General features: G+C 66.2%; 21 protein-coding genes and 1 tRNA gene. 16 read left to right on the top strand and 6 right to left on the bottom strand.

Going from position 1 to position 21480, the window contains the following annotated elements; translation table 11 throughout:
- The coding region (locus NS6_RS26455; protein WP_157112952.1) for a DUF475 domain-containing protein at positions 1-339 on the bottom strand (339 nt) is incomplete at its 3' end.
- A gap of 220 nt (positions 340-559) precedes the next feature.
- Here NS6_RS26455 and NS6_RS26450 point away from each other — a divergent pair.
- The 3 genes from NS6_RS26450 (at position 560) to NS6_RS26440 (ending at position 3256) form a co-directional block, all read left to right on the top strand.
- The gene (locus NS6_RS26450; RefSeq protein WP_157112951.1) at positions 560-1150 is read left to right on the top strand and encodes a TetR/AcrR family transcriptional regulator; all 591 of its coding nucleotides are present in this window, start codon (positions 560-562) and stop codon (positions 1148-1150) included.
- Positions 1151-1663: 513 nt separating this feature from the next.
- On the top strand, positions 1664-2482 hold the full coding sequence (locus NS6_RS26445; protein WP_068046907.1) for a class I SAM-dependent methyltransferase: 819 nt from the start codon (positions 1664-1666) through the stop codon (positions 2480-2482).
- Positions 2483-2509: 27 nt separating this feature from the next.
- Positions 2510-3256 carry a methyltransferase domain-containing protein gene (locus NS6_RS26440; RefSeq protein WP_068046904.1) on the top strand — a complete coding sequence of 249 codons (747 nt, stop codon included), beginning with the start codon at positions 2510-2512 and terminating at the stop codon, positions 3254-3256.
- Positions 3257-3331: 75 nt separating this feature from the next.
- Here NS6_RS26440 and NS6_RS26435 read toward each other — a convergent pair whose 3' ends face one another.
- A complete protein-coding gene (locus tag NS6_RS26435) occupies positions 3332-3901 on the bottom strand; it encodes a TetR/AcrR family transcriptional regulator (protein ID WP_068046901.1) in 570 nt (189 codons plus the stop codon).
- Positions 3902-4020: 119 nt separating this feature from the next.
- Between NS6_RS26435 and NS6_RS26430 the strand changes: the two genes are divergently transcribed.
- Positions 4021-7269, top strand: coding sequence for an arabinosyltransferase domain-containing protein (locus tag NS6_RS26430; RefSeq protein WP_068046898.1), 3249 nt, complete (start codon positions 4021-4023; stop codon positions 7267-7269).
- Positions 7270-7784: 515 nt separating this feature from the next.
- On the opposite strand, the gene NS6_RS26425 is transcribed toward NS6_RS26430, so the two are convergent.
- Entirely contained in the window at positions 7785-8087 is a 303-nt protein-coding gene (locus NS6_RS26425) for a hypothetical protein (RefSeq protein ID WP_068046894.1), read from the bottom strand.
- Between the two features lie 159 nt (positions 8088-8246).
- On the opposite strand from NS6_RS26425, the gene NS6_RS26420 reads away from it, so the two are divergent.
- Positions 8247-9188 carry a helix-turn-helix domain-containing protein gene (locus tag NS6_RS26420; protein WP_168443462.1) on the top strand — a complete coding sequence of 314 codons (942 nt, stop codon included), beginning with the start codon at positions 8247-8249 and terminating at the stop codon, positions 9186-9188.
- Positions 9189-9319: 131 nt separating this feature from the next.
- On the opposite strand, the gene NS6_RS26415 is transcribed toward NS6_RS26420, so the two are convergent.
- A tRNA-Ile gene (locus NS6_RS26415) sits at positions 9320-9393 on the bottom strand.
- Between the two features lie 329 nt (positions 9394-9722).
- Here NS6_RS26415 and NS6_RS26410 point away from each other — a divergent pair.
- The 3 genes from NS6_RS26410 to NS6_RS26400 are packed head-to-tail and all read left to right on the top strand — an operon-like array spanning position 9723 to position 11995.
- Positions 9723-10982 (top strand): alpha/beta hydrolase, encoded by a 1260-nt coding sequence (locus NS6_RS26410; RefSeq protein WP_068046890.1) that lies wholly within the window; start codon positions 9723-9725, stop codon positions 10980-10982.
- A gap of 45 nt (positions 10983-11027) precedes the next feature.
- Entirely contained in the window at positions 11028-11498 is a 471-nt protein-coding gene (locus NS6_RS26405; protein ID WP_068046887.1) for a hypothetical protein, read from the top strand.
- Between the two features lie 50 nt (positions 11499-11548).
- Complete coding sequence (locus NS6_RS26400; RefSeq protein WP_068046884.1) at positions 11549-11995, top strand: nitroreductase family deazaflavin-dependent oxidoreductase; 447 nt, start codon at positions 11549-11551, stop codon at positions 11993-11995.
- Here the strand turns inward: NS6_RS26400 and NS6_RS36280 are convergent.
- On the bottom strand, positions 11983-12117 hold the full coding sequence (locus NS6_RS36280; RefSeq protein ID WP_281211450.1) for a hypothetical protein: 135 nt from the start codon (positions 12115-12117) through the stop codon (positions 11983-11985). The genes NS6_RS26400 and NS6_RS36280 overlap by 13 nt on opposite strands.
- Positions 12118-12946: 829 nt before the next feature.
- On the opposite strand from NS6_RS36280, the gene NS6_RS26395 reads away from it, so the two are divergent.
- Both NS6_RS26395 and NS6_RS26390 read left to right on the top strand, forming a co-directional pair.
- Positions 12947-13459 (top strand): UCP032817 domain-containing protein, encoded by a 513-nt coding sequence (locus tag NS6_RS26395; RefSeq protein ID WP_068047067.1) that lies wholly within the window; start codon positions 12947-12949, stop codon positions 13457-13459.
- 83 nt (positions 13460-13542) lie between these two features.
- Positions 13543-14265 carry a VTT domain-containing protein gene (locus NS6_RS26390; RefSeq protein ID WP_281211449.1) on the top strand — a complete coding sequence of 241 codons (723 nt, stop codon included), beginning with the start codon at positions 13543-13545 and terminating at the stop codon, positions 14263-14265.
- Positions 14266-14493: 228 nt separating this feature from the next.
- On the opposite strand, the gene NS6_RS26385 is transcribed toward NS6_RS26390, so the two are convergent.
- Positions 14494-16029, bottom strand: coding sequence for an aldehyde dehydrogenase family protein (locus NS6_RS26385; protein ID WP_068046881.1), 1536 nt, complete (start codon positions 16027-16029; stop codon positions 14494-14496).
- Positions 16030-16253: 224 nt separating this feature from the next.
- On the opposite strand from NS6_RS26385, the gene NS6_RS26380 reads away from it, so the two are divergent.
- The 6 genes from NS6_RS26380 (at position 16254) to NS6_RS26355 (ending at position 21475) form a co-directional block, all read left to right on the top strand.
- A complete protein-coding gene (locus NS6_RS26380; protein ID WP_068046877.1) occupies positions 16254-16712 on the top strand; it encodes a PhlB family protein in 459 nt (152 codons plus the stop codon).
- Positions 16712-17185, top strand: coding sequence for a Zn-ribbon domain-containing OB-fold protein (locus tag NS6_RS26375; RefSeq protein ID WP_068046874.1), 474 nt, complete (start codon positions 16712-16714; stop codon positions 17183-17185). The genes NS6_RS26380 and NS6_RS26375 overlap by 1 nt, the downstream gene beginning before the upstream one ends.
- The gene (locus NS6_RS26370; protein ID WP_068046872.1) at positions 17178-18245 is read left to right on the top strand and encodes a thiolase family protein; all 1068 of its coding nucleotides are present in this window, start codon (positions 17178-17180) and stop codon (positions 18243-18245) included. Before NS6_RS26375 ends, NS6_RS26370 begins: the two co-directional genes overlap by 8 nt.
- Positions 18242-19396: a thiolase family protein gene (locus tag NS6_RS26365; RefSeq protein WP_068046869.1), complete on the top strand. Its 1155-nt coding sequence runs from the start codon at positions 18242-18244 to the stop codon at positions 19394-19396. Before NS6_RS26370 ends, NS6_RS26365 begins: the two co-directional genes overlap by 4 nt.
- Before the next feature lie 125 nt (positions 19397-19521).
- Positions 19522-20721, top strand: a complete 1200-nt coding sequence (locus NS6_RS26360; protein ID WP_068046865.1) for a thiolase C-terminal domain-containing protein — start codon at positions 19522-19524, stop codon at positions 20719-20721.
- A gap of 10 nt (positions 20722-20731) precedes the next feature.
- A complete protein-coding gene (locus tag NS6_RS26355; protein ID WP_084471420.1) occupies positions 20732-21475 on the top strand; it encodes a TetR/AcrR family transcriptional regulator in 744 nt (247 codons plus the stop codon).
- The last annotated feature ends 5 nt before the right edge of the window (positions 21476-21480 follow it).

The following is a 21480-nucleotide window of genomic DNA, read 5'->3' as shown; positions in this document are numbered from 1 at the left end:
GGCGAAATAGTCGGCGCCGGCGGCGGGTGGGTTCAATGCCAGGTCAAAGGTTTGGACCGGGTTCAGTCCCGCAGTGACCCAGACGATGACCAGCGGGAAGAGCAGCCGCATACCGAACACGGCGATCAGGATGCCGATGGTGAGGAAGATCTTCTGCCAGAACTCACTCATCTTTTCCAAGATGGTGGCGTTGATAACAGCGTTGTCGAACGAGATCGAGATCTCGAGGATGGCGAGGATGATGCACAGCGCCAGAGCGGTAGGACCCCCGTAGAGGAACGCCACCCCCAGCGACAGCACCGTGACGACCAGGGATAAACCGAATATTCGCAGGACCACGCTGGGACCTTTCGCGTGCGGTGGCCGAACTACAGTCCGACCGGCTGGTATTGAATCGTCGACAGTGGATACCCCGGAACGCCTGCCGGGCGAATTCCGCGCTGGTCAGGCCGGCCATCGAGATGCCGCTTCCGAAGTGGCCACACCGGCACAATACAGACAGTTACTCTCTATTGACAATATTTCTCAGCTTTGGCGAACGTGCGATACGGTGAGATTCGTGGCTACAGGGCTGAGAGAACGCAAACGGCTCGCCATGATGCAGCGAACGCAGGACGCGGCGCTGGATCTATGCGACGAGCACGGCTACGGCCACGTCTCGATCGAGCAGGTGGCCGAACGGGCCGAGGTCTCGGCCAGTTCGATCTACCGGCATTTCGGCTCCAAAGAGGCCATCCTGCTGTGGAATCGGGACTGGGAAGGCGACTTGTACACCACGCTGCGACGAGACGAGTCCCTCCTGAGCGAGCTAAGCAGAGTTGCGCGCGACACTCTCGTCGGAGGTTCCACCGAAGCCGAAGAGCGGCACCGCCGGCGGCTCCGCTACCTGCTCGACGAGCCGCCCTTGACCGCACTGATGGGCGGGCAGCTGATAGCGGCCACCGACCTCGTTGCCGAGGTACTTGCAGGACAGACCGGCCGTGAACACTCCGACGTGCAGATCCAGGTGAACGCCGGAGCGCTGGTGGGCGCAATGTTGGGCGCACTCCGTTCCTGGCGAGCCGCGAACTACGCGACGCCACTCGACGCGGTGCTGGACGAGGTGTTCGAGGCGATAGAGCGCGGACTACCACTGCTTACGCACCCTTGAGCCGAGCACCGGCAGCCCTTTGGGCCCATCGGCGAACACATAGTGGCATCCCGGCCACAAGACCATCGGCGTTTGTTCCGCGCGATCACACCGCAACCCACATCGTTCGCGAAAATGATTGGATTCGGCTCAGCGGTTGTGATTGAGTCCTGGGCGAGTGATTATCCGTTTCGGGCTGTATGCCCTTGGAAGAGGTGTTTTGTGATCCGGCCCGCGCCGAGCGCGCCCGACTGCATCGCGTAGTCGTCTCCACCGCCGTGCCCGCACGGCTGTCTACGAGACGATGTCCCGTTGCCTGCATATTCCGTGGCATCGCCTGATCGTGGCGGTATGCGGCCCTGACGTGGCCGAAATCGCCCGCGGCCCCGCCCTGGATTTCCGAGCCGCTCGGCCTGCTCGCAATGCTCACTTCCTCTCCCCGATCCCGGACTGATCCGGCCCTCTCGCACTATCGGCGTATGCCCGTGGGCGGTGGCCGGCGCATTCCGGGATCCCTGTCCAAGGGTTTCTACGTTGTCTTCTTCATCCGGCACCAACACCTCCAGCTCCGACACCGAAGCGGTGACCGAAGCTCTCTTCGCACTGCACGACGGCCTGACCAGGCAAGGGCCGGGCTCGGACTCCACGACCCGGCGCCTGCTCGAGGCCGCCGGACCACTTCCGGAGCGCCCGCGAATCCTGGACGCAGGTTGTGGCCCAGGAGCCGCCGCTCTGCTGCTGGCCGCTGAGGCCGGCGCGATCGTGACCGCGGTGGATCTCCACCGGCCTTACCTCGATGCGCTGGTCGTCGAAGCGGGACGCCGAGGGCTCGGCAGGCAGGTTTCCGTGGCGAACCACTCCATGGACCGGCTGCCTTTCCCCGATCACAGCTTCGACGTGATCTGGGCCGAAGGCTCGGTCTACACCGTCGGCTTCGATACCGCGCTTCGGGCTTGGCGGCGGCTGCTGGCACCCGGGGGCGTTCTGGCGATCACCGAAATCGAATGGACCGGCACCGATCCCGACGCCGAGGTCCGCGCCTATTGGGACGCGGCATATCGGTTACGAACACATGCCGGCAATACCGACGCGGCGCGGTCGGCGGGTTACCGAGTAGATGCGCACTGGCCGCTACCGGAGACCGACTGGTGGCACGACTACTACACCCCGCTCACCGAACGAATACGTCTGATGGATGCGGACCGGCCGGGGATGCGCGAGGCACTCACCGCACTGCAAGCAGAAATCGCCATGCGCAACCAGCACGGCCGCGACTACCGATACGCCGCCTACATCCTGCGCCCGCACGACCAGACCACCGAGAACGCCTACCCGGCGGCGTTCGGCGTCTGACAAGACATGACAGAAAGGAATCAGGTCATGGACCTTCCCCGCATCTTCACCATCCGCGAAAGCAACCACCGCATCCACAACCCGTTCACCGCGGCCAAGCTCGCCGCGCTCGGCGAATCACTCCGCCTCGCTCCCGGGACCCGGGCACTCGACCTGGCCAGCGGCTCGGGTGAAATGCTGTGCACCTGGGCGCGAGACCACGGAATCACGGGTACCGGGGTAGACATCAGCACGGTCTTCACCCGGCAAGCCCAGGCCCGCGCCGCCGAACTCGGCGTCTCCGACCGGGTCGAATTCGTCCACGGTGACGCCGCCGGCTATATCGCGGCCGAACCGGTCGACCTGGCCTCCTGCGTTGGCGCCACATGGATCGGCGACGGGGTCGCCGGGACCGCGGAACTGCTCGATCGCAGCCTCCGCCCCGGTGGCCTGATGCTGATCGGCGAGCCGTACTGGCGGCGGATGCCACCGGACGAGGAGACCGCCAAAGCCTGCCACGCCAACGCCCTCACCGACTACCTGGAACTCCCGGAGCTGATCGGGCAATTCCAAGGCCTCGGCTACGACGTCGTCGAAATGATGCTGGCCGACCAGGACAGCTGGGACCGGTACACGGCGGCACAGTGGCTCAGCATGCGCCGCTGGCTCGACCAGAACCCGGACGGCGAACTGGCCCCCGAGGTGCGGAAGGCGCTCGATACCGAACCCGCCGGTTACCCGCGCTATCTGCGTGAACACCTCGGCTGGGGAGTCTTCGCCCTGATCAAGCGCTGACCCGAACGGGACAGGCCACAGCCCGGTCGGCCGGTCACCGGAACCGCGCGGGCGCGGAGAGCTCGGCGGTTCCCTTCAGAAGGGCGCAAGAATGACGTCGTCCACGAAGCGGAAGAAGTCGCGATCGACCGCGGCCGGATCCGCGGCCGTGAAATATCGCATGAGGTACCCCTGGAGCGCGGTGAGGCCGACAACCGCACGGGTGGCGGCGATATCGCCGGGTATACCGACGGCGACGAGGCGGGTTTCGAAGTTGCCGATCAGCCGGTTCAGAGTTTGTGCGGTGTAATCGGCGTAGGGACTGTCCTGTGCGCAGGCGGCGCCGAAAACTTGCTCCAGAATCCGTACGCTGACGTGCTTTTCCCCACGGGTGATCGAATCCCAGTCGGCCAGAATGTAGGTACGCAGGTCAGCGACCGACGAGGAGACTCCGGGATCCGGTGCAGCTCGCTGCTGTTCGTGGTCGATGACTTCGAGAATCAGTTTCTCCTTGGAGCCGAAGTAATAGATCAGCATCCTGGCGCTGGTGTCCATTTGCGCAGCCAACGAGCGCAGCGAGGTGTCGACGACGCCGCTGCGGGACAGTATCTCGCAGGCCTGGTTCAGCATCGTTTCGCGTTTTGTCGAATCCTTTCGGCCTCCCATCGCTTGACTGTAACAAGTGTTTCAACTAGACCTTCCCAGGTGAACAGACACGATCACAGCTCGCTGCGCTGCGGGCGGAGTGCTGTGGGGTACCGACCGGGGATCGGCCGGGTGCGGCCATGACTCTGACTCGTACCGAGGAACGCGTACCCGTCCGTGTCCCGAAAGACAGTGCGGTGGAGCAGTATCGGTGGTGGCGTCACATCGCCGTCACAGCCGGTCTCATCGGTGCGGTCCTGGCCGTGCTGGTGCCGTTCCTGCCGGTCGATCAGGAGCAGGCGTCGTTGTCGTGGCCGCAGCCCGGCCAGTCGAGCAGTGTCACGGCACCGCTGGTGTCCTACTCGCCGGCCAGTGTAACCATCGACTTACCGTGTGCTGCCGCGGCGAGCCTGGGCGAGAGCGGCGGAAATCTGCTGTCGACGGTCCCGCCGCAGTCCGGCCAAGCCTGGCATTACGGCGTGAACGCCGTGGTCACCCCGGTCCAGGACGGCGGCCGGCTACAGGTCGTGCTTCGCGACCGGACGCTGCTCGATACCCCGATGGCCGGGCTACCTCCCGATTGCCGGGTGGCAATCACCTCGGACAGCACCCGCACCAGCGTGGACACCGGCGTCGGCGAGCCCGTGGTGGTGCACGGCGATCATCGCCCGCAGCTGGTCGGGTTCTTCACCGATCTCGCCGATCCGGTATCGGCGGGCGTGCACGCTGATGCACAGATCGATTCCCGATTCACGACCTCGCCGACAGTCTTGAAGCAGGGAGCAATCGTCGCCGCCCTGCTCGCCACCGCGCTGGCATTGTGGGCCCTGCACCGGCTCGACGGTTCCGACAACCGCCGAAACCGCCGGGTACTGCCGTGGCGCTGGTGGCGACCGCGACCGATCGATGGTGTAATCCTCGGGGTCTTGGTGTTGTGGTACTTCATCGGCGCGGGTACCGCCGACGACGGCTACATCCTCGGCATGGCCCGAACCGCCGAGCACGCAGGCTATTTGGCGAACTACTTCGCCTATTTCGGAGTCCCCGAGACACCGATCGGCATTCCCTACGACTACCTGTTCGGATGGCTGGCACAGATATCGACCGCGAGCATCGTGGTCCGGCTACCGGAACTGATCATCGCGGTCGTGTGCTGGCTGCTCATCAGCCGCGAGGTGGTGCCCCGTCTCGGAATCGCAGCTCGGACAGAGCGGGCGGCAGTATGGGCGGGCGGCCTGCTGTTCCTGGCGTTCTGGTTGCCCTACAACAACGGTCTGCGCCCAGAGCCCGCGGTGGCCCTCGGCGTGTTGCTTACCTGGGTATCGATGGAACGCGCGCTGGCAACTCGACGGCTGACACCGGCTGCGCTGGCATTGATCCCCGCCGCGCTGGCCGTGGTCACCAACCCGTGTGGGCTGATCTGCTTCGCGGCACTCCTCGCGGGGGCGCGCCCGCTGGCCCGGATCATTGTTCAGCGGGCCCGCGATTTCGGCTATGCGGCCCTGGTCGCGCCCGCGCTCGCCACCGGCTTGGCAGTGCTCACAATTGTTTTCGCCGGTCAGCCGATTGCCTCCGTCACCGCGATGTACGAGGCACACAAGGTCGTCGGCCCGAATATGCCCTGGCACGACGAATATCTCGTCTACCAAAACCTCTTCCAGGCCATGCCCGACGGCTCACTGGCACGACGATTCGCCATGCTCGCCATGTTCTTGGCCCTCGCGGTATCGGTTCTGGCGTTGTTCCGTCACGGCGGCCGGATTCCCGGACTGGCCGCGGGACCGGCACGGCGGATCGTGGGCACCACAATCGCCGCGATTCCGCTGATGATGTTCTCTCCCACCAAATTTACTCATCACCTCGGTGTTTTCGCCGGTCTGGCGGGCGCGGTGGCGGTGGTCGCCGCGGTCGCGGCCGGCCCCCGAGTCCTCCGATCCCGGCGCAACCGGACGTTGTTCGCCGCTGCGGTGCTCGGGGTTCTGGCGATGTCGTTCGCCAGCTCGAACAGCTGGTGGTATGTGGCCAGCTACGGAATCCCGTGGTGGGACAAGCCGATCTCGATCGCCGGGATCCCGGTCGGCACAGTGCTGCTCGCCCTGTCCTTACTCACCGTTGTGGCCGCCGGCTGGTTCCATATCCGCGAACCATTCCGCCTCGGCGACGGAACGGTCCGCAGGCGAATACCTGTACTCACGCTGGCAGTAGCCCTGGTGGTGACATTCCAGGTGGTGTCGTTCGCGAAAGCGGCCGCAGACCAGTACCCGGCGTACTCGATTGCGAAATCGAACCTCTCGGCGCTCGGCGCGAACCCCTGCGCGCTGGCGAACGACGTACTGGTGGAGCCCGACCCCAACCGTGGTGTCCTGAAACCTCTTTCCGGCGATCCCGCCACCGCGCTCGGCGCCGGAGCCGATGAAGGCTTCACGCCCAACGGAATCAATTTCGACGATCTACTTCCCGACGCATCGGATGCCGCAGCCGCTTCGGTCGGTCAATCGCTGGGCAGCGCCGGCACGACGACCAGCACCGGCCCCGCCACCAGCGTCGGCCCCGGTGGCGTCACCCATACGGGTATCAACGGCAGCACCGTCCCGCTACCGTTCGGCCTGGACCCCGCAACCACCCCTGTGCTCGGCAGCTACGCGAGCCCAGAATCGAAGAAGGACCTCGTCTCGGGCTGGTACGACCTACCGGACGGTGAACGCGGTGAGATCATCGCCATCGCCGCCGCGGGCCGAATCGCCTCCACCGACCTCGATGGCCTTCCGGTGGCCGGGCAGAGTCTCTACATCGAATACGGTGTCGCGGGACACGAGGGCGTGCACACGCTCGGGCAGGTCGTGCCCGATGATGTGAGCGTGCTTCAACCGTCCTGGCGAAACCTTCGGATCCCGCTCGAACAGTTACCCGCCCAGGCTGGTGCAGTCCGCATCGTCGCATCCGTCGACAGTTCGGATCCGGCACAGTGGCTGGCCGTGACACCACCACGCGTGCCGCAACTACAGTCGCTCGACTCACTGGTAGGACACACCAGCCCGGTACTGATGGATTGGCTCGTCGGCCTGCAGTTCCCGTGTCAGCAACCGATGCGACACAGATATGGGATCGCCGAAACGCCCGAGTACCGCATCACCCCGGAGTTCTCGGCCGCCATCATGACCACGAACTGGCAGAGCCATGCGTCCGGTGGGCCGCTCGGTTACACCGAATTGCTGACCCGCTCCGAGGTCATGCCCTCCTATCTGCGCGACGACTGGAAACGCAACTGGGGTGAGATCCACAGACTCGTTCCATACGACCCGGCGGCCACCTCCGCGTTGCCCACCACAACGACTGTCCGGCGCTCCGGGGTCTGGAATCCGGGGCCGCTGAACTTCGCAATCAGGTAGATATTTGCTTTCCGCGCCGGAAGCCACATTCACCGACACACATGCCGGGGATCATTTCAGCCCTTACTACTCGTCGCCGATCGGCGACGATATGACGAACCTCGCGGCCGCTCCCGAATCACAGGCGGCCGACTGACATCGCGCTCAACGCCGGTCGCCGGTCAGGTATGCATCGGCCCGGTTGTAACCGGATTCGTTGGGACGATGCATGGCCAGTCCCCCCAGTCCGGTGCGGTAGGACTACCCGACGTTGGGTCAGGGACCGTAGAACATTCCAGCCCTCTCGGCGCATGAAATAAACCCTCCGGGTTTGAACGGAACTCGAGCACCACTCCCAGGCATGCTCAGAAGTTTATGAGTTGCGAATCAACGAGAACGGGAGCTGCGCCGAGCCCGGTAATCGTTGCTGCTGTTGCTATCTCGCTCGCCCGGCCGCTCACTGGGTACAGGTAGGATCACGGCCAGCACCAGCACCGCCAGCGGGAGACCGGCCGCCACGACCAGGCCGAGCGCGATCAACGCCCGGCACCGATCGACCACCGGGCGAAGGACAAGCGGGGTAGCACCGTTTCCACGTCGGCCACATTCATTACCCGGTTCAACTCCAGCGGGCCGAGGTGGTCCGGGCCGGGGATCACCACGGCGTCCACGTCGGCCGCGCGGACCTGATCGAACAGCGGGAGTATCGACGTAACGTCGGGCCAGACCACCAGGTAGCCGAGATGGCGCGCCAGACGTTGGACCTGTGCCCGGTCCCATGCCGGCGAAGTGCTCACGTCCAGATCTACGTATCCGAGTGCGGTCGGCCGGTTGCGCATCGAACCTCCCCTGTTTCTGTTCCCCTGCGGTTGGCGTGCACCCACCGCCGAGGACACGAACGCCCGGCGGTGGGGCCGAATTCGACGCTATGCGTGGAGGGTTCGCGCGCCTACGGTTTCGGCGTCCACAGGTGTCCGCAGCCCGTTTACGCTGGAGTGGTGGAAACCGGGGCACTCATGCGAGCCGCTCGTGAGGCGGCGGGTATTTCCCTGCGCACGATGGCGGAACGAACCTTCTACAGCAAGACCTACCTATCGGCTATCGAGACCGGGCAGCGCCCAATACCCGCCGGGGTCACCACTGCCTATGAACGGGTGCTCGGGACAACGGACCTGGGCCGACTGACCACCGTGGCGCGCTCGGCCGCGAGCGTGGACACCGGCGCCCTGTCCGACGTGGCCGTGATGCTGTCGGCAACGCGCCGGATCGAGGACGCGACCGGCGCGCTCGCGGTACTCCCGGCGGTGCGCGGTATGGCGACGATGACCGAGGAGTTCGCACAGTCCGCGCGAACTGTGCACTTCGCTGCCGCGTCGGCGCTGGCGTCCGAGGTCACCCAGTATCGGGGCTGGCTCGAACACGCGGTGGGTGCGGACACCGCAGCCCGGCGCAGCCTGTCCACGGCCGTGGACCTTGCCGCCGGTTCCGGCGACCCGGACCGGCTCGTACACAGTCTCGGGTTCGCGGGATATGTCGCGTGGAGCGCGACCGGCGACTACGCCGAGGTGATCGCCCTGTCAGACGCGGCGCTGGCCGTCCGAGGCGCGCACCCTGTCCTTGTCGCCTACGCCAGGATGCGCCGGGCCGAGTTGCTTGCCGCCCGTGGCGAGACGCGGCAGGCCCGCATCGCCCTTGCCGAGGCGGACGCGGCCACCGAGGCGGCAGACGGTGTGGAACCGCCAGAGGCGATGTACTGGTGGACGCCCGGGTTCGGCGGAGTGCAGCGGGCGGGGGTGCTGTCGATACTGGGAGACACGGTCAGCGCCGTAGCGGAAGCGGCGGACGGACTGGCCGATATGCCCGCAGAGCACCTCCGAACCGAATGGCTCGCGTCCGCGCTGCGCCGTGTCGACCCGGACATGAGCCCGATCGGCGGGTAGGCGTGGCGCCCGCGTAACCGCACGGCCCCTGAAAATGGCGAGTGGGACAGCAGTTTCGGCTACTGCTGTCCCATAGGTGTTTCGCATCCCAGTCCCGGTCGACCCATCGGGTCTGACCTGGACTTTCACTGTGGGGCGGGTGGGGCTCGAACCCACGACCAATGGATTATGAGTCCACGGCTCTAACCGACTGAGCTACCGCCCCTCGTCGCGGCCAGGGGCCGCAGGTGGGGAATGATACCCGGTCGGTCCCGATACGGGCCAATTGGTCCCCGATGTTGCGCCTTCTGCCGGGTGGCAAAGTGGGCGATCCGCCCCGAACCGGCATGAAACCGGCCCGAGTACATCAATTCCGGTTGTGGCCCAATACAAAAGGGCTACTCGACCCCCTACCGAAGGCTGATGCCCGGACCGCTTCCACGCTTCTAGCTTGGAGAGGGTGCACTCTGGAACAAGACTGATTCATTTCGGTGTGGGTATCGGCTCGGCCGACGGCCACCTCGCGCCGAGAGCGGCGGCAACGGAGCTGCGGCAGTGAGTGGGACGGATCCGGCCGAAAACGCATTCGACTTCCTTTCCCTACCTTTTCACCGCGGGATTTTCAAAGCCCATATCGCTTATCGCCTGGAGGAGGCCACCCGTGGCATCGCGACCTCCGTCGGCGACGGGATGTATCGCGGTACTGCCGGTCGTCTGCGCACAGCGCGCGCCCACCTCGTGGACAGCGACAGGTCCGCGGTGCCCTGGTTCAGGTGGCCGCACAGTACGGAGCCGATCACGGCGGGCTCGCCGGCACCCGATATCGGTCTGCCCGCGGATCCGCGGCGACTACACGACGCGTGGGCGTCGTTGTCCACTGCCGAAAGGGACGCTATGCACCGGTTGGACCCCTTCGTCGGGAACCGCGACGGTATACCGCAGGCGGACCGCGACGAATACAACCGGAAAACGCTCATCATGTTGCATGAACGGGCACAACAGGACGGAGACCAGGACCGATTGGACCGGATCGACGATATCCGCTCGTTCCTCGACTCGACCGAGGAAGGATTACCGCCGCACCTGCTGTCCTACCTCGACAACGATTTACGGTACGCGTATGCCCTCGGCAATCCCGACACCGCGGACAATACCGCCGTCGCACTGGTCGGCGCGCTGCGGCGGCGCAGCGGTGTCGGCTATGCCCAGCAATCGATGAAGCAGTTGCGTCAGGCAGCGCTTGCGGTGGACCCGGGTGCGGAGACCTCGGTCATCCTCTGGGGTGGCTACGACAATCCGAATTCGCTGGTGGCGACGCTGCGCTCGGGGCCCGCCGAGGAGGGAGCGGCGGCCGCGCGGAAGTATCACGAGGGTCTGCGGGTCACCCACCAGGAGCAGTCCTCGCACATCACCACCATCGCGCACTCCTATGGCGGGGTCGTGGGCGGGCATTCGGCCGGACACGGGCAAACGCTGGACACCGACGAGCTGGTTTTCGTCGGCTCGTGGGGCACGGGCGCGACGCACGCCGGCGATCTTCACCTGGCCGGGGCCGGGCCGGACTCCGGCGGCGGGAACGTGTACGCGACCATGGCCCGATACGATTCGATCCAGTTGATGCCGGCCACGCACGGCCCCGCGCCGACAGATCCCGGGTTCGGCGCCACCGTTTTCGATACCGACTCCACACCCAGTTCGACACGGCTGGGCTGGAATCCCGCCGATCATCTCGCCACCAATTACTTCGACTCGGCCAACCGGTCGTACCGGAGTCTCGGCATGATCGTGACCGGCCACGGGCACCTTCTGCAGTGATACAACGGGGCCGGCTCACCTTCGGCCCGAAGAAACGAGGACACGATGCCATCGGCAGTATCCCAAGCCGCCGCCCGCGCGCGATTGCTCCGGTACTTAACCGGCATTCTCCGACTACTGCCGCCCGAAACGGCGCTCCTGCTGCAACATCCCGACCTACCGGCCGCGGGATTCCATCACGGTGTCACGCTGCCCGCCGAGGACACCCCGGACGGCGAGAGGGAGTTCTTCGATATCTCGTACTGGGTGGCCGGCGCCGATCCGGAAGATTCCGACGTGTATTTCGATCTGGTGATGCGCGCCTGGACCGAGCTCGACCCGCAGGCCCGGCCCGACCGCCCCATGCGTCCGCGTACGGGATATGCCCGCACCTCCGACGGTTACGGTCTCACTGTCACACAGAGCGTGACCGGATATCTCAGCGTGTCCGGCTCGACGCCGCCGTTCGGATCCGATACGCCGGAGGGGGAGCCGTTTCCGTCGCGCATCGAGCACCCTGGCGATAATGACCGGTAGCCGGGCAGGTGCCCGTCTCCGACGATGATCACCGAACGGAAGGAGCGCCCGTGGCCGGGTGGTTCGTGCAGGCACTGCGGGTGCACCAGTGGGTGTACGAGAAGAGCGGTGGGATGGTAGGGCACCGGATCTTGTTCGGGAATCCGACGTTGTTGTTGCGGACCACGGGACGTAAGACCGGACTACCGCGGACCTCGGCATTGACGTACGCGAAGGACGGGCCGGATTTTCTGGTGACCGCGTCGAATGGCGGGTCGCCGCGGCCGCCGGGATGGCTGGCGAATGTGAAGGCGCGGCCGGAATGTGAGATTCGAGTGGGGCGGCGCGCGTTACCGGTGGTAGCTCGGGCGACTCTGCCCGGTGATCCGGAGTACGCGCGCCGCTGGGGGCTGGTGGACGCGGTGAACAAGGGCCGGTACAGCGAGTATCAGAAGAAGACCCGGCGTCCGATTGCGGTGGTGGTGCTTTCGCCCGCGGTGGCGAATCAGTCGGAGTAGGTGTCCGATCCGGCCCGCACCCGCTGTCTGCGCGAAACGAGGTCCTCCGGCGGCCGGCTGGCGAGATGGACTACGGAGGCGACGAGAATCAGGATTGCGAGTACTACCAATGCGGTAACCACGGCACGCACAGTAACGGTGGCGGGGTGAACGCTGCACCCGGGAATGGTCTATGCCTGTTCATGAATTACGTTGATCGGGAAGTGAATTCGAAAGTTATCCAAAATTCTTCACGATCATCGGGCACAGGCCGGATAATTTGAGACATGCCCGGCAGACCGCAAACATTCTGTGGAAATCCCCGTTTCCAGGGTATATCAAATTGATATAATTACCGGCGTGGCGCGACGGGCGAAATCGAATACACAAGTCCAGAAACAGGTTTCACCGAACCGGCAGGAAAGCCCGAACACGCCCCGACCCGCAGAATATTACACGCAACTATTGGTTACATCCATTCCGAAGGGTGGTGGTGCCGATCGATTCCGATCAACCGCCCCCTCCTCCGCCTCCGCCGCCACAACCACCCCCTCCTCCTCCCCCTCCTCCTCCCCCTCCACCCCCGCAGCCACTTCCGCCTCCACCACCCGACCCGCCGTCGCCCCCGCTCGACCCAGCGTCGCCCGAACTCCAACCGCCCGAGCCACTGTCACCGGCGACGTAGGTTCCACCCGCGTAATACCCGCCCCGCCGCGCACGGTTCCCCCGTCGTGCACCGGAACCCGCCTTGCTGATCGCGAGGACGATTCCCACGATCGCCCCCACGCAGAGCAACCCCAGCATGAAGAGGAAGAAAAAACCCAGCACCAGATCCATCACTCCACGGTACCGACGAACAGCGTTGGCGCACCGGACTATCCGGATGCCGGGCTTGACAGCCGCAGCGGCACGATGCCGATGCCGAGCCGGCGCCCAGCCGATTCCACCCCGGGCCACGCGGACAATGGCAGTGTGTTCACCTTCGCCAGACCCCGGCGCCGAAATCTCGAGCCGGCCGCCACCGAGCTCGCAGTCAGCGAACTCGAACTTCCGGCGGCCGTCTACAAAACCTGCTTGTGGGAACCGCGAGACCTCGTCGCGACCGGTTTGCGGCAATGGCTGCGCTGCTGCGGTCCGGCGCTGGCCGATGACCAAGTGATCGGAATGCCGTCCCGCGCGGTCGACGAGGCCTGGCACGGATTCATTCTATGCACTCGCCGGTACGCCGATTTCTGCGACCGCGCCTACGGGCAGTTCCTGCACCACCACCCGGAGGGCGCGGAACCGGCCGGTTCGGCGCCGGTCGATACGGCCGGTCAACTCGGCCGGACGGTGGTGGCATGGTCGCTGGTGGCACGCCCAGGAGAGGAATGCGTACTGTGGGATCTGGACTCCCGTCTGGGGCTTACGGACCCCTGGGGGATCCCCACCGCGCGCGTCGCCGAGATCGAGGCGACGCTACGTGAAAGCACCGGCAGGCATTAGATCCGGCTACCGTTCCGCGATAACCGCCCGAAACGGGCAATCCGGAAACAGGGAGCGTATTCTTCTGCGGTATCTTCGGCTGGGTGAGTTACTCAGCCGCCGCAGCGGCCACCACCGAACTTGCCCTGATGCCGGGATTCCTCGACCCGGTCAATCTGCTCAATTCGTTCGGCACCTGGGTGTTGCTGGGCCTACTCCTCGTGGTGTTCATCGAGTCCGGCCTGCTGTTTCCCCTGCTGCCCGGTGATTCGCTGTTGTTCACCGCGGGGCTCATCGCCGCATCCAAATCAGCCGAGATCGAACCCTTCGCACCCATCGGGGTGCTACTCGTATTGATTCCGATCGCGGCGATCGCCGGCGACCAGGTCGGATATCTGATCGGTTCACGGGGCGGGACGGCGTTGTTCAAGAGCAACGACGCGAAGATCTTCAAGAAGGCCTATATCGACGAATCGCACGCGTTCTTCGAGAAGCACGGGCCGATCACCATCGTGCTGGCCCGGTTCGTCCCCATCGTCCGCACCTACGCCCCACTGGTCGCGGGCGCGGCGAAGATGAAGTATTCGGTGTTCCTCACCTACAACGTGCTCGGCGGTGTGCTGTGGGGCGCGGGTGTGACGATGCTGGGTTACCTGCTGGGGCAGATCGCGTTCGTGCGCGACAACATCGACATCATCTTCCTGTTGATCGTGGCGGTTTCGGTGCTGCCCATCGTGTGGGAGGTGTTCAAGCGGTACCGGTCGGGACGAGCGGGTGGTTCGGCACCGAAGAACAGCGACAAGCCGGTCGACCACCCCGCCGCCTGATCCGGCCACCCGGGCCGCCCACACCTGCGGCGCGGGTGTCACAGACGTCGTGACCGGGCCGTCTCCGAGGCTGCGTACAGCACCTCGTAGACGGCCCGGTGTCGTATGCGGCGCGCGGCTTCCGGCCCATATACAGAGGAGCGGCCGACCGGTTGACCGGTCGGCCGCTCCTTTCCGCAACTCCTGGCAAGGGTCCGGCCGCAACGTTGCCGCCGCCGGACCGGGATCTCAGCGCACCAGGCGGCGGATGAACTTGTTACCGAACAGGGTGCCGATGGTCTTCTCCAGCGTGGCGGCAGTGGCCTCACTGTAGGGGTACCAGATGTTTTCCTTCTTCAGGCCCCACCGGTCCAGCAGAACGGGCTGCGGGTGGACGAAGCTGCGCAGCGCGTCGCGCCCGTTCACCTGCCCCAGCCCGCTGTCCTTGCGGCCACCGAACGGTGCTTCGGCGACGCCGTAGATCACCGAGGCGTCGTTCTGCACCACCGACCCGGTCTTGAGCTGTTTGGCCAGCCGCAGGACCTTGTCCTTGTCCTTGGTGAACACGCTGCCACTGAGCCCGTACTGGCAGTCGTTGGCCATCCGCACGGCCTCTTCTTCGTCCCGGACGCGCATGATGGCGACGATCGGCCCGAAGGTCTCCTGCTGCATGATGTCCATATCGTGGGTGACGTCGACGACCACGGTGGGTTTGAAGAACACCCCCTCGGCGGTATCGGATTCACCGCCGAGCAGGACCGTGGCCCCCTTGGACCTGGCGTCCTCGACGTGCTTCTCGACGATCTCGAGCTGGCGGTCCCAGAACAGTGGTCCGACGTCCTTGCCGGAAGGCCCGTAGGTGACCTCGGCGGCGCGTTTTCGGACCTGTTCGATGAATTCGTCGGCGATGCTGTCGACCACGTAGATGCGTTCCACCCCGACGCATACCTGCCCGGTGTTGAACATCGATAGGTACACCGCACCCAGCGATGCGCGGTCCAGATCGGCGTCGGCGCAGACGATCATCGCGTCCTTGCCGCCGAGTTCGAGGGTGCACGGGATGAGCCGCGTCGCACAGGCGGCGGCGATCTTCTTACCGGTGCCGACGCTGCCGGTGAACGAGATCTTGTCGATATCGCCGTTCACCAGGGCGGCGCCGGTTTCGCCGTCGCCGTGCACGACCTGCAGGACGTCCTTCGGGACACCCGCCTCGTGCAGCACCTTGGCCGCCCACTCCCCCGAATGCGGGGTGACCTCGGACGGCTTGAGGATCACCGAGTTCCCGGCGAGCAGCGCCTGCGCGATCGGGTTCAGCGAGAGGATGAAGGGGCCGTTCCACGGGGTGATCACGCCCACGACGCCGAGTGGCTGGTAATTGATGACCAGCTTCTTCAGCGGCAGCATGTAACCGTGCAACCGGCGGTTCTCGTCGACCAGGTCCTTGGTGGCGCGCCCGCTCCAGTAGTTCAGGAAGTCGCAGGCCGGCACCATTTCCACCGCCAGGGCCTCGACCCGCGGTTTTCCGGTTTCCTGCATCACCGTTTCGACGATCTCGTCGCGGCGCTTCAGCAGGACCGAGACCGCGTTGCGGATGATCGCCGCGCGCTCTTCGATCGGCCGGGCAGCCCAGCCCGGTTGCGCGGCGCGGGCCGTGGCCAGCGCCGCGGCGACATCGTCGGCCGTGCTCACCTCGATTTCGCCGACGCGTTCGCGGGTAGCGGGGCTGCGCAGCTCGAGCCGACGGCGTCCGTCGGCGGTCGGCTCCAGCTGTTCAACGATGGCCATGGTGATTTCTCCTCACCCGAGGAATTGGAACAGGTTCTACTTTGATTGGGAGCTTACGTCATGGCCGCAAGCCGTGCAGCAAGGTTCATCCATGCACCCGGCCCGCGGTGACCGTCCGATCTATCAAGCGATTGAATCAAGTGATTGACATCGGACGTCGAGCGGGTCACGATCGAGGCGCGGTCGCAGTGTGCCCGGCCGCGCACCCGAACGGCAGGAGAACGATGACAGCCGACCCCGCGGGCGCAAGTCTCACCGCGCCCTACACGATCGAATTCCCGTACAACCGCACGGTCGGCGAGAAGATCGGCACGTTCCTCGGCGGTCTCCGCGACGGCGAACTGTACGGGGTACGCACCGCGTCCGGGGCGGTCCTGTGCCCCGCCCTCGAATTCGACCCGGCCACCGCCGCGCCCACCGGTGAACTGGTGCGGCTCGAACCGGTCGGCACGGTCCGGCACTGGACCTGGGTGCCCACCCGGCCCGGCGACGAGATCGCGGCCGGCCACTACGCCTGGGCCCTCATCGCCATCGACGGCACCGAGGGAGCCCTGTTCCACGCCGTGGACACCGGCGGCGACCCCGCCCGCCTCGCCGCCGGCCTGCGGGTGAAACCCCGCTGGCGAGTGGAACGGGTGGGCAGTATCCGCGATATCGTCTGCTTCGAACCGGTGGAGTCGTGATGAGTACCCTGCCCACTCCGGTGGAATCGTTCACCAGCCCGCACAAGGTGGATTACACCTTCGTCGCCGGAACCGGCCGCTCGACCTTCCTGCGCGGGTTGCAGCACCGGACATTGCTCGCCCGCCGGTGCGGGACCTGTGAGCGGGTCTATCTGCCCGCGCCCGAGTTCTGCTCCCGCTGCCTCGTCGAACTGTCGGAACCGTTCGAGCTGGGCGGCACGGGCGTCGTCAAAACCTTCTGCGTGGTGAACTTCCCGTTCCCCGGCCAGACGATCGAACCGCCCTACCTGGTCGCCTACATCCAAGTGGACGGGGCGGACACCACCCTCATGCACCTCGTCCGCGATGTCGAACTGAGCGAGGTCCACATCGGTATGCGGGTGGAACCGGTGTGGTGCGCCGACGAAGACCTGGACACATCCATGAACAGCATTCGCTACTACCGGCCGATCGCGGGAGGTTCCGATGCGTGATATCGCGGTGGTGGCATTCGCCCAGTCACCGGGTACGGCAGCCGATCGCCACGACGATATGGCCGAGATCCTGCTGCCGGTGATGCGGGAGGCTCTTGCCTCGGCGGGGATCGACCGCACCGAGGTCGATTTCTGGGCCTCGGGCAGCCACGATTTCCACGAGGGCCGGACCTTCGCCTACATCGAATCGCTCGACGCGGTGGGCGCCTGGCCGCCGATCTCGGAATCGCATGTCGAGATGGACGCGGCGTGGGCGGCCTACGAGGCGTGGTCGTGGCTGCAACTCGGCGAAGGTGAGATCGCCGTGGTCTACGGGGTGGGGCGCGGTTCGCTGGCGCGAGACCTGGACCAGGTCACCAGCACCCAGCTCGACCCCTACTTCCTGGCCCCGCTGCGGCCGCATCAGGACGCGCTCGCCGCGATCCAGGCGCAGGCGCTGATCGCGGCAGGCGCACTGGACGAGAAGCAGATGGCCGAGGTGGTCGCCCGGGCTCGGGCGGGCGCGGTGGGTAATCCGGCCGCACAGGTCTCGGGCGAGGTCACGGTGGACGAACTGCTGGCTGCCCCGTACCTGGCATCGCCGCTGCGGGAACACGATCGCGGGCCCATCGGAGATGCCGCGGCCGTACTGGTGCTGGCCGCCGGCGACACCGCACGCCGGTTGGCGCAGCGCCCGGCCTGGGTACGCGGCGCCGACCATCGAATGGATTCGCACTATCCGGGCACCCGCGACCTCACCCGCACCGACACCATCGGTCTCGCCGCGGAGAAAGCGGCGCAGCAGGCCGGATTCGCCGCCCGCGACGTCGATATCGCCGAACTGCACACCGAATACAGCTATCAGGAACCGCTGCTCGCCGAAGCTCTCCAACTGTCCGGCACCGTCAACCCCGGCGGCGGCCCCCTGGTGGCTCGCCCCACCACGGCAACCGGGCTGATCCGGATCGGCGACGCCGCCCGGCACATCCTGACCGGCCGCGCGGACCGCACACTGGCGCACGCCACCAACGGGCCCGCGCTCCAGCAGAACATGATCTGCCTTTTGGAGGGAGACCGATGAAACTCGCGGTCGTCGGAATCGGACAGAGCAAACAAGCCAAGAAACGTAAGGTCACGATCGGTGCGATGGTGCGCGAGGCCGTCGACGAGGCCATGGCCGACGCCGAACTCGAATTCGGCGATATCGACGCTGTCGTGCTGTCGAAAACACCCGACCTGTTCGACGGCGTGATGAACCCGGAACTGTATCTGGCCGACGCTATGGGTGCGCGCGGCCTGCCCGTGACCCGGGTGTTCACCGGCGGCAGCGTCGGCGGGCACGCCGCCATCTACGGCGCACACCTGGTGCAGGCGGGGCTGGCGCGGCGGGTGCTGGTGGTCGCGTATTCGAAGGAATCCGAGGGTGATTTCACCTGGGCGCTGTCGCGCGGGCTCCCGTTCAGCGCGCAACTGGGTGCAGGCGCGGGCGCGCATTTCGCACCGGTGATCCGGGAGTACATCCGCCGCTCCGTTGCACCCGAGCACATCGGGTGGCAGATCGCGGTGAACCACCGGTTGAACGCGACCCGCAATCCCTACGCCCACATCCAGTTACCGGATATCACCGTCGAGAAGGTGCGCGAATCCCGGATGCTGTGGGATCCGATCCGGTTCCTGGAATCGTGCCCGTCCTCCGACGGTTCGTGCGCGGTGGTGATCACCGGCGAGGACGACGCCCACCACACGGGCCGCCCACCCGCTTGGATCCACGGAATGTCGTGGCGGACCGAAACCGGCCATTTCGCCGGCCGCGACGAAGTGAACCCCGAGGCCGGGCGACTGTGCGCCGCAGACGCCTACCGGCAGGCCGGGATCACCGACCCGGCACACGACATCGATACCGCCGAGCTCTACATCCCCTACAGCTGGTTCGAACCGATCTGGCTGGAGAACGTGGGCCTGGCCGAGGTCGGCGCGGGCTGGAGGATGGTCGATGCCGGGCACACTGCGTTCGACGGGTCGCTGCCGATCAACCCTTCCGGTGGGGTGCTCTCCGGAAATCCCACCGGCGCAACAGGTTTGCTGCGGTTTGCCGAGGCGGCCATGCAGGTGCGCGGGACCGCGGGTGCACACCAGGTACCGGACGCGCGGCGGGCCGTAGGGCATGCGATGGGTGGGGCAGCGCAGTTCCATGCACTGTGGGTAGTGGGTTCGGAACCACCACAGTCCTGACCGGCGCGGACAACACAGAACACCGGACCGGCCGCCTGTCCGGTACGCACCGGGCACAGCGCACGGGACCGGTCCACCACAATGCTTCCGCGGTGCGCAACACCGCATGAAACGAGGAGAAGAACATGGCCGAGCGGGTTTACGTCGCCGGTGTCGGGATGACGAAATTCGAGAAGATCCAGTCCCGCGACTGGACCTACCCGGAGATGGTCGCCGAAGCGGTGGGCCAGGCGCTCACCGACGCCGGGGTGAACTACGACCAGGTGCAGCGCGCCGCCGCCGGCTACGTATTCCAGCCGTCCACGGCCGGACAGCGGGCGCTCTACGAGATCGGGCTCACCGGTATCCCGATCGTGAACGTCAACAACAACTGCGCCACCGGGTCGACGGCGCTGGTCCTCGCCCGGGAATGGGTGCAGGCCGGGCTGGCCGATATCGTGCTCGCGGTCGGGTTCGAGCAGATGACCAAACAGGCGATGGCCGGTGACGGCTCGGTCCCCAAGGTCACCACCGTGGACCGGCATATGGGTGCCCTGAAGGCCGCCGCCGGTTTCAGCGCCGCCCCGATGACAGCGCAGTTCTTCAGCGCCGCCGCCAACGAGCATATGAAGCGGTACGGGACGACCCGCGAGCAACTCGCCCAGGTCGCGGTGAAGAACCACGAACACTCCACCCGCAACCCGAAAGCCCAGTTCCAGGACGCCTACACCCTCGACCAGGTACTCGGCGACAAACTGGTCTCCGATCCGCTGACACGTTCGCAGTGCTCCCCCATGTCCGACGGCGCAGGCGCCGCGGTACTGGTGAGCGAACGCTACGTCCGCGAACACGGGCTCGACCGGGCGGTGCCGATCCTCGCCCAGGAACTGGTGACCGATACCGGCGCCTGTTTCGAATCGGATTCGATGATCGACGTGGTGGGTGCGCCCATGGCCCGGATCGCCGGGCAGCGGGTACTCGAAACCGCGGGGGTCGGGATCGACGATATCGACGTCCTGGAACTGCACGACTGCTTCTCGATCAACGAACTGCTCACCTATGAGGCACTCGGCCTGTGCGGTGAAGGCGAATCGGGCGAGCTGGTCGCCGCGGGCGCCACCACCTACGGCGGTCGCTGGGTGGTGAACCCGTCGGGCGGGCTCATCTCCAAGGGGCATCCGCTCGGCGCGACCGGGCTGGCGCAGTGCACCGAACTGGTCACCCAGGTGCGGGGCGGCGCGGGCGACCGGCAGGTGGAAGGTGCGCAGCTCGGAATGGCGCACAACCTCGGGCTCGGCGGTGCCTGTGTGGTGACCCTGTACGGCGCGCCCGGCGCGGTCTCCTAGAGTTTCGACCATGACGCGAAGCCGGGTGCGGACCGGCCGGAAGACACATCCGGCCGCCGCACCCTCGCGTGCCCACCGGGCAACCGCAGCGCATCCGGCCCCGGACGGGGTGGACTCCACCGCCGCCCCGGGCCCGGATCCGGACCTGCCGACCGATCAGCGCCTCGTCCTCGCTGCGGAACGGTTGTTCGCCGAACGCGGGATCGACGCGGTCTCGCTTCGTTCGGTGATGGCGGAGGCCGGCGCGAACGTCGCCTCGGTCCACTACCATTTCGGCTCCAAGGACGCCCTGGTCGATGCGCTGATCAGCCGCCGCAGCGAACAATTGCACGCCCGCCGCGCCGAATTGCTCGACGTGGTCGAGAAATCCGGGACACCGGACGCCCGCGCTCTCGCCGACGCCTTCGTCCGCCCGGTCGGCGAACTGGCGGCCGCGGGCGGAACACCGTGGATACGCCTGGTCGCCGGCATCATGAGCGGAAATCACCCCGCCCTGACCAGGCTGACCGAGGGGTTCGCGCCGCAGGCCCGCCGCTTCAACGCGATGCTCCAGCAGATCGACCCCGACACGGCCCCGCGCACCATCCGTTTCCGCCTCACCCAGGCCATGAACCTGACCTTCCAAACCCTCGGCGATCCGGAGGGCCTGCAAGGCATGCTTGCGCTCAGCGGTACTCGTCTGTCGCCCGCCGAACTCCTCGCCGAGCTCGTCGATACGGTCACTGCCATCCTCACCGGCCCGCCCGACCGCTGAACCCG

The organism is Nocardia speluncae NBRC 108251 (assembly GCF_001613245.1).
In the GTDB taxonomy this organism is placed as follows: domain Bacteria; phylum Actinomycetota; class Actinomycetes; order Mycobacteriales; family Mycobacteriaceae; genus Nocardia; species Nocardia speluncae.
This window is presented reverse-complemented; position numbering and strand designations above follow the sequence as displayed.

What these genes read in the sequence shown, in the direction of transcription:
- NS6_RS26440 (WP_068046904.1), top strand. Translation starts at nt 2,510, where the DNA reads ATGGACCTTCCCCGCATCTTCACCATCCGCGAAAGCAACCACCGCATC.
- NS6_RS26435 (WP_068046901.1), bottom strand. Translation starts at nt 3,901, where the DNA reads ATGGGAGGCCGAAAGGATTCGACAAAACGCGAAACGATGCTGAACCAG.
- NS6_RS26430 (WP_068046898.1), top strand. Translation starts at nt 4,021, where the DNA reads ATGACTCTGACTCGTACCGAGGAACGCGTACCCGTCCGTGTCCCGAAA.
- NS6_RS26425 (WP_068046894.1), bottom strand. Translation starts at nt 8,087, where the DNA reads ATGCGCAACCGGCCGACCGCACTCGGATACGTAGATCTGGACGTGAGC.
- NS6_RS26405 (WP_068046887.1), top strand. Translation starts at nt 11,028, where the DNA reads ATGCCATCGGCAGTATCCCAAGCCGCCGCCCGCGCGCGATTGCTCCGG.
- NS6_RS26385 (WP_068046881.1), bottom strand. Translation starts at nt 16,029, where the DNA reads ATGGCCATCGTTGAACAGCTGGAGCCGACCGCCGACGGACGCCGTCGG.
- NS6_RS26380 (WP_068046877.1), top strand. Translation starts at nt 16,254, where the DNA reads ATGACAGCCGACCCCGCGGGCGCAAGTCTCACCGCGCCCTACACGATC.
- NS6_RS26375 (WP_068046874.1), top strand. Translation starts at nt 16,712, where the DNA reads ATGAGTACCCTGCCCACTCCGGTGGAATCGTTCACCAGCCCGCACAAG.
- NS6_RS26370 (WP_068046872.1), top strand. Translation starts at nt 17,178, where the DNA reads ATGCGTGATATCGCGGTGGTGGCATTCGCCCAGTCACCGGGTACGGCA.
- NS6_RS26365 (WP_068046869.1), top strand. Translation starts at nt 18,242, where the DNA reads ATGAAACTCGCGGTCGTCGGAATCGGACAGAGCAAACAAGCCAAGAAA.
- NS6_RS26360 (WP_068046865.1), top strand. Translation starts at nt 19,522, where the DNA reads ATGGCCGAGCGGGTTTACGTCGCCGGTGTCGGGATGACGAAATTCGAG.
- NS6_RS26355 (WP_084471420.1), top strand. Translation starts at nt 20,732, where the DNA reads ATGACGCGAAGCCGGGTGCGGACCGGCCGGAAGACACATCCGGCCGCC.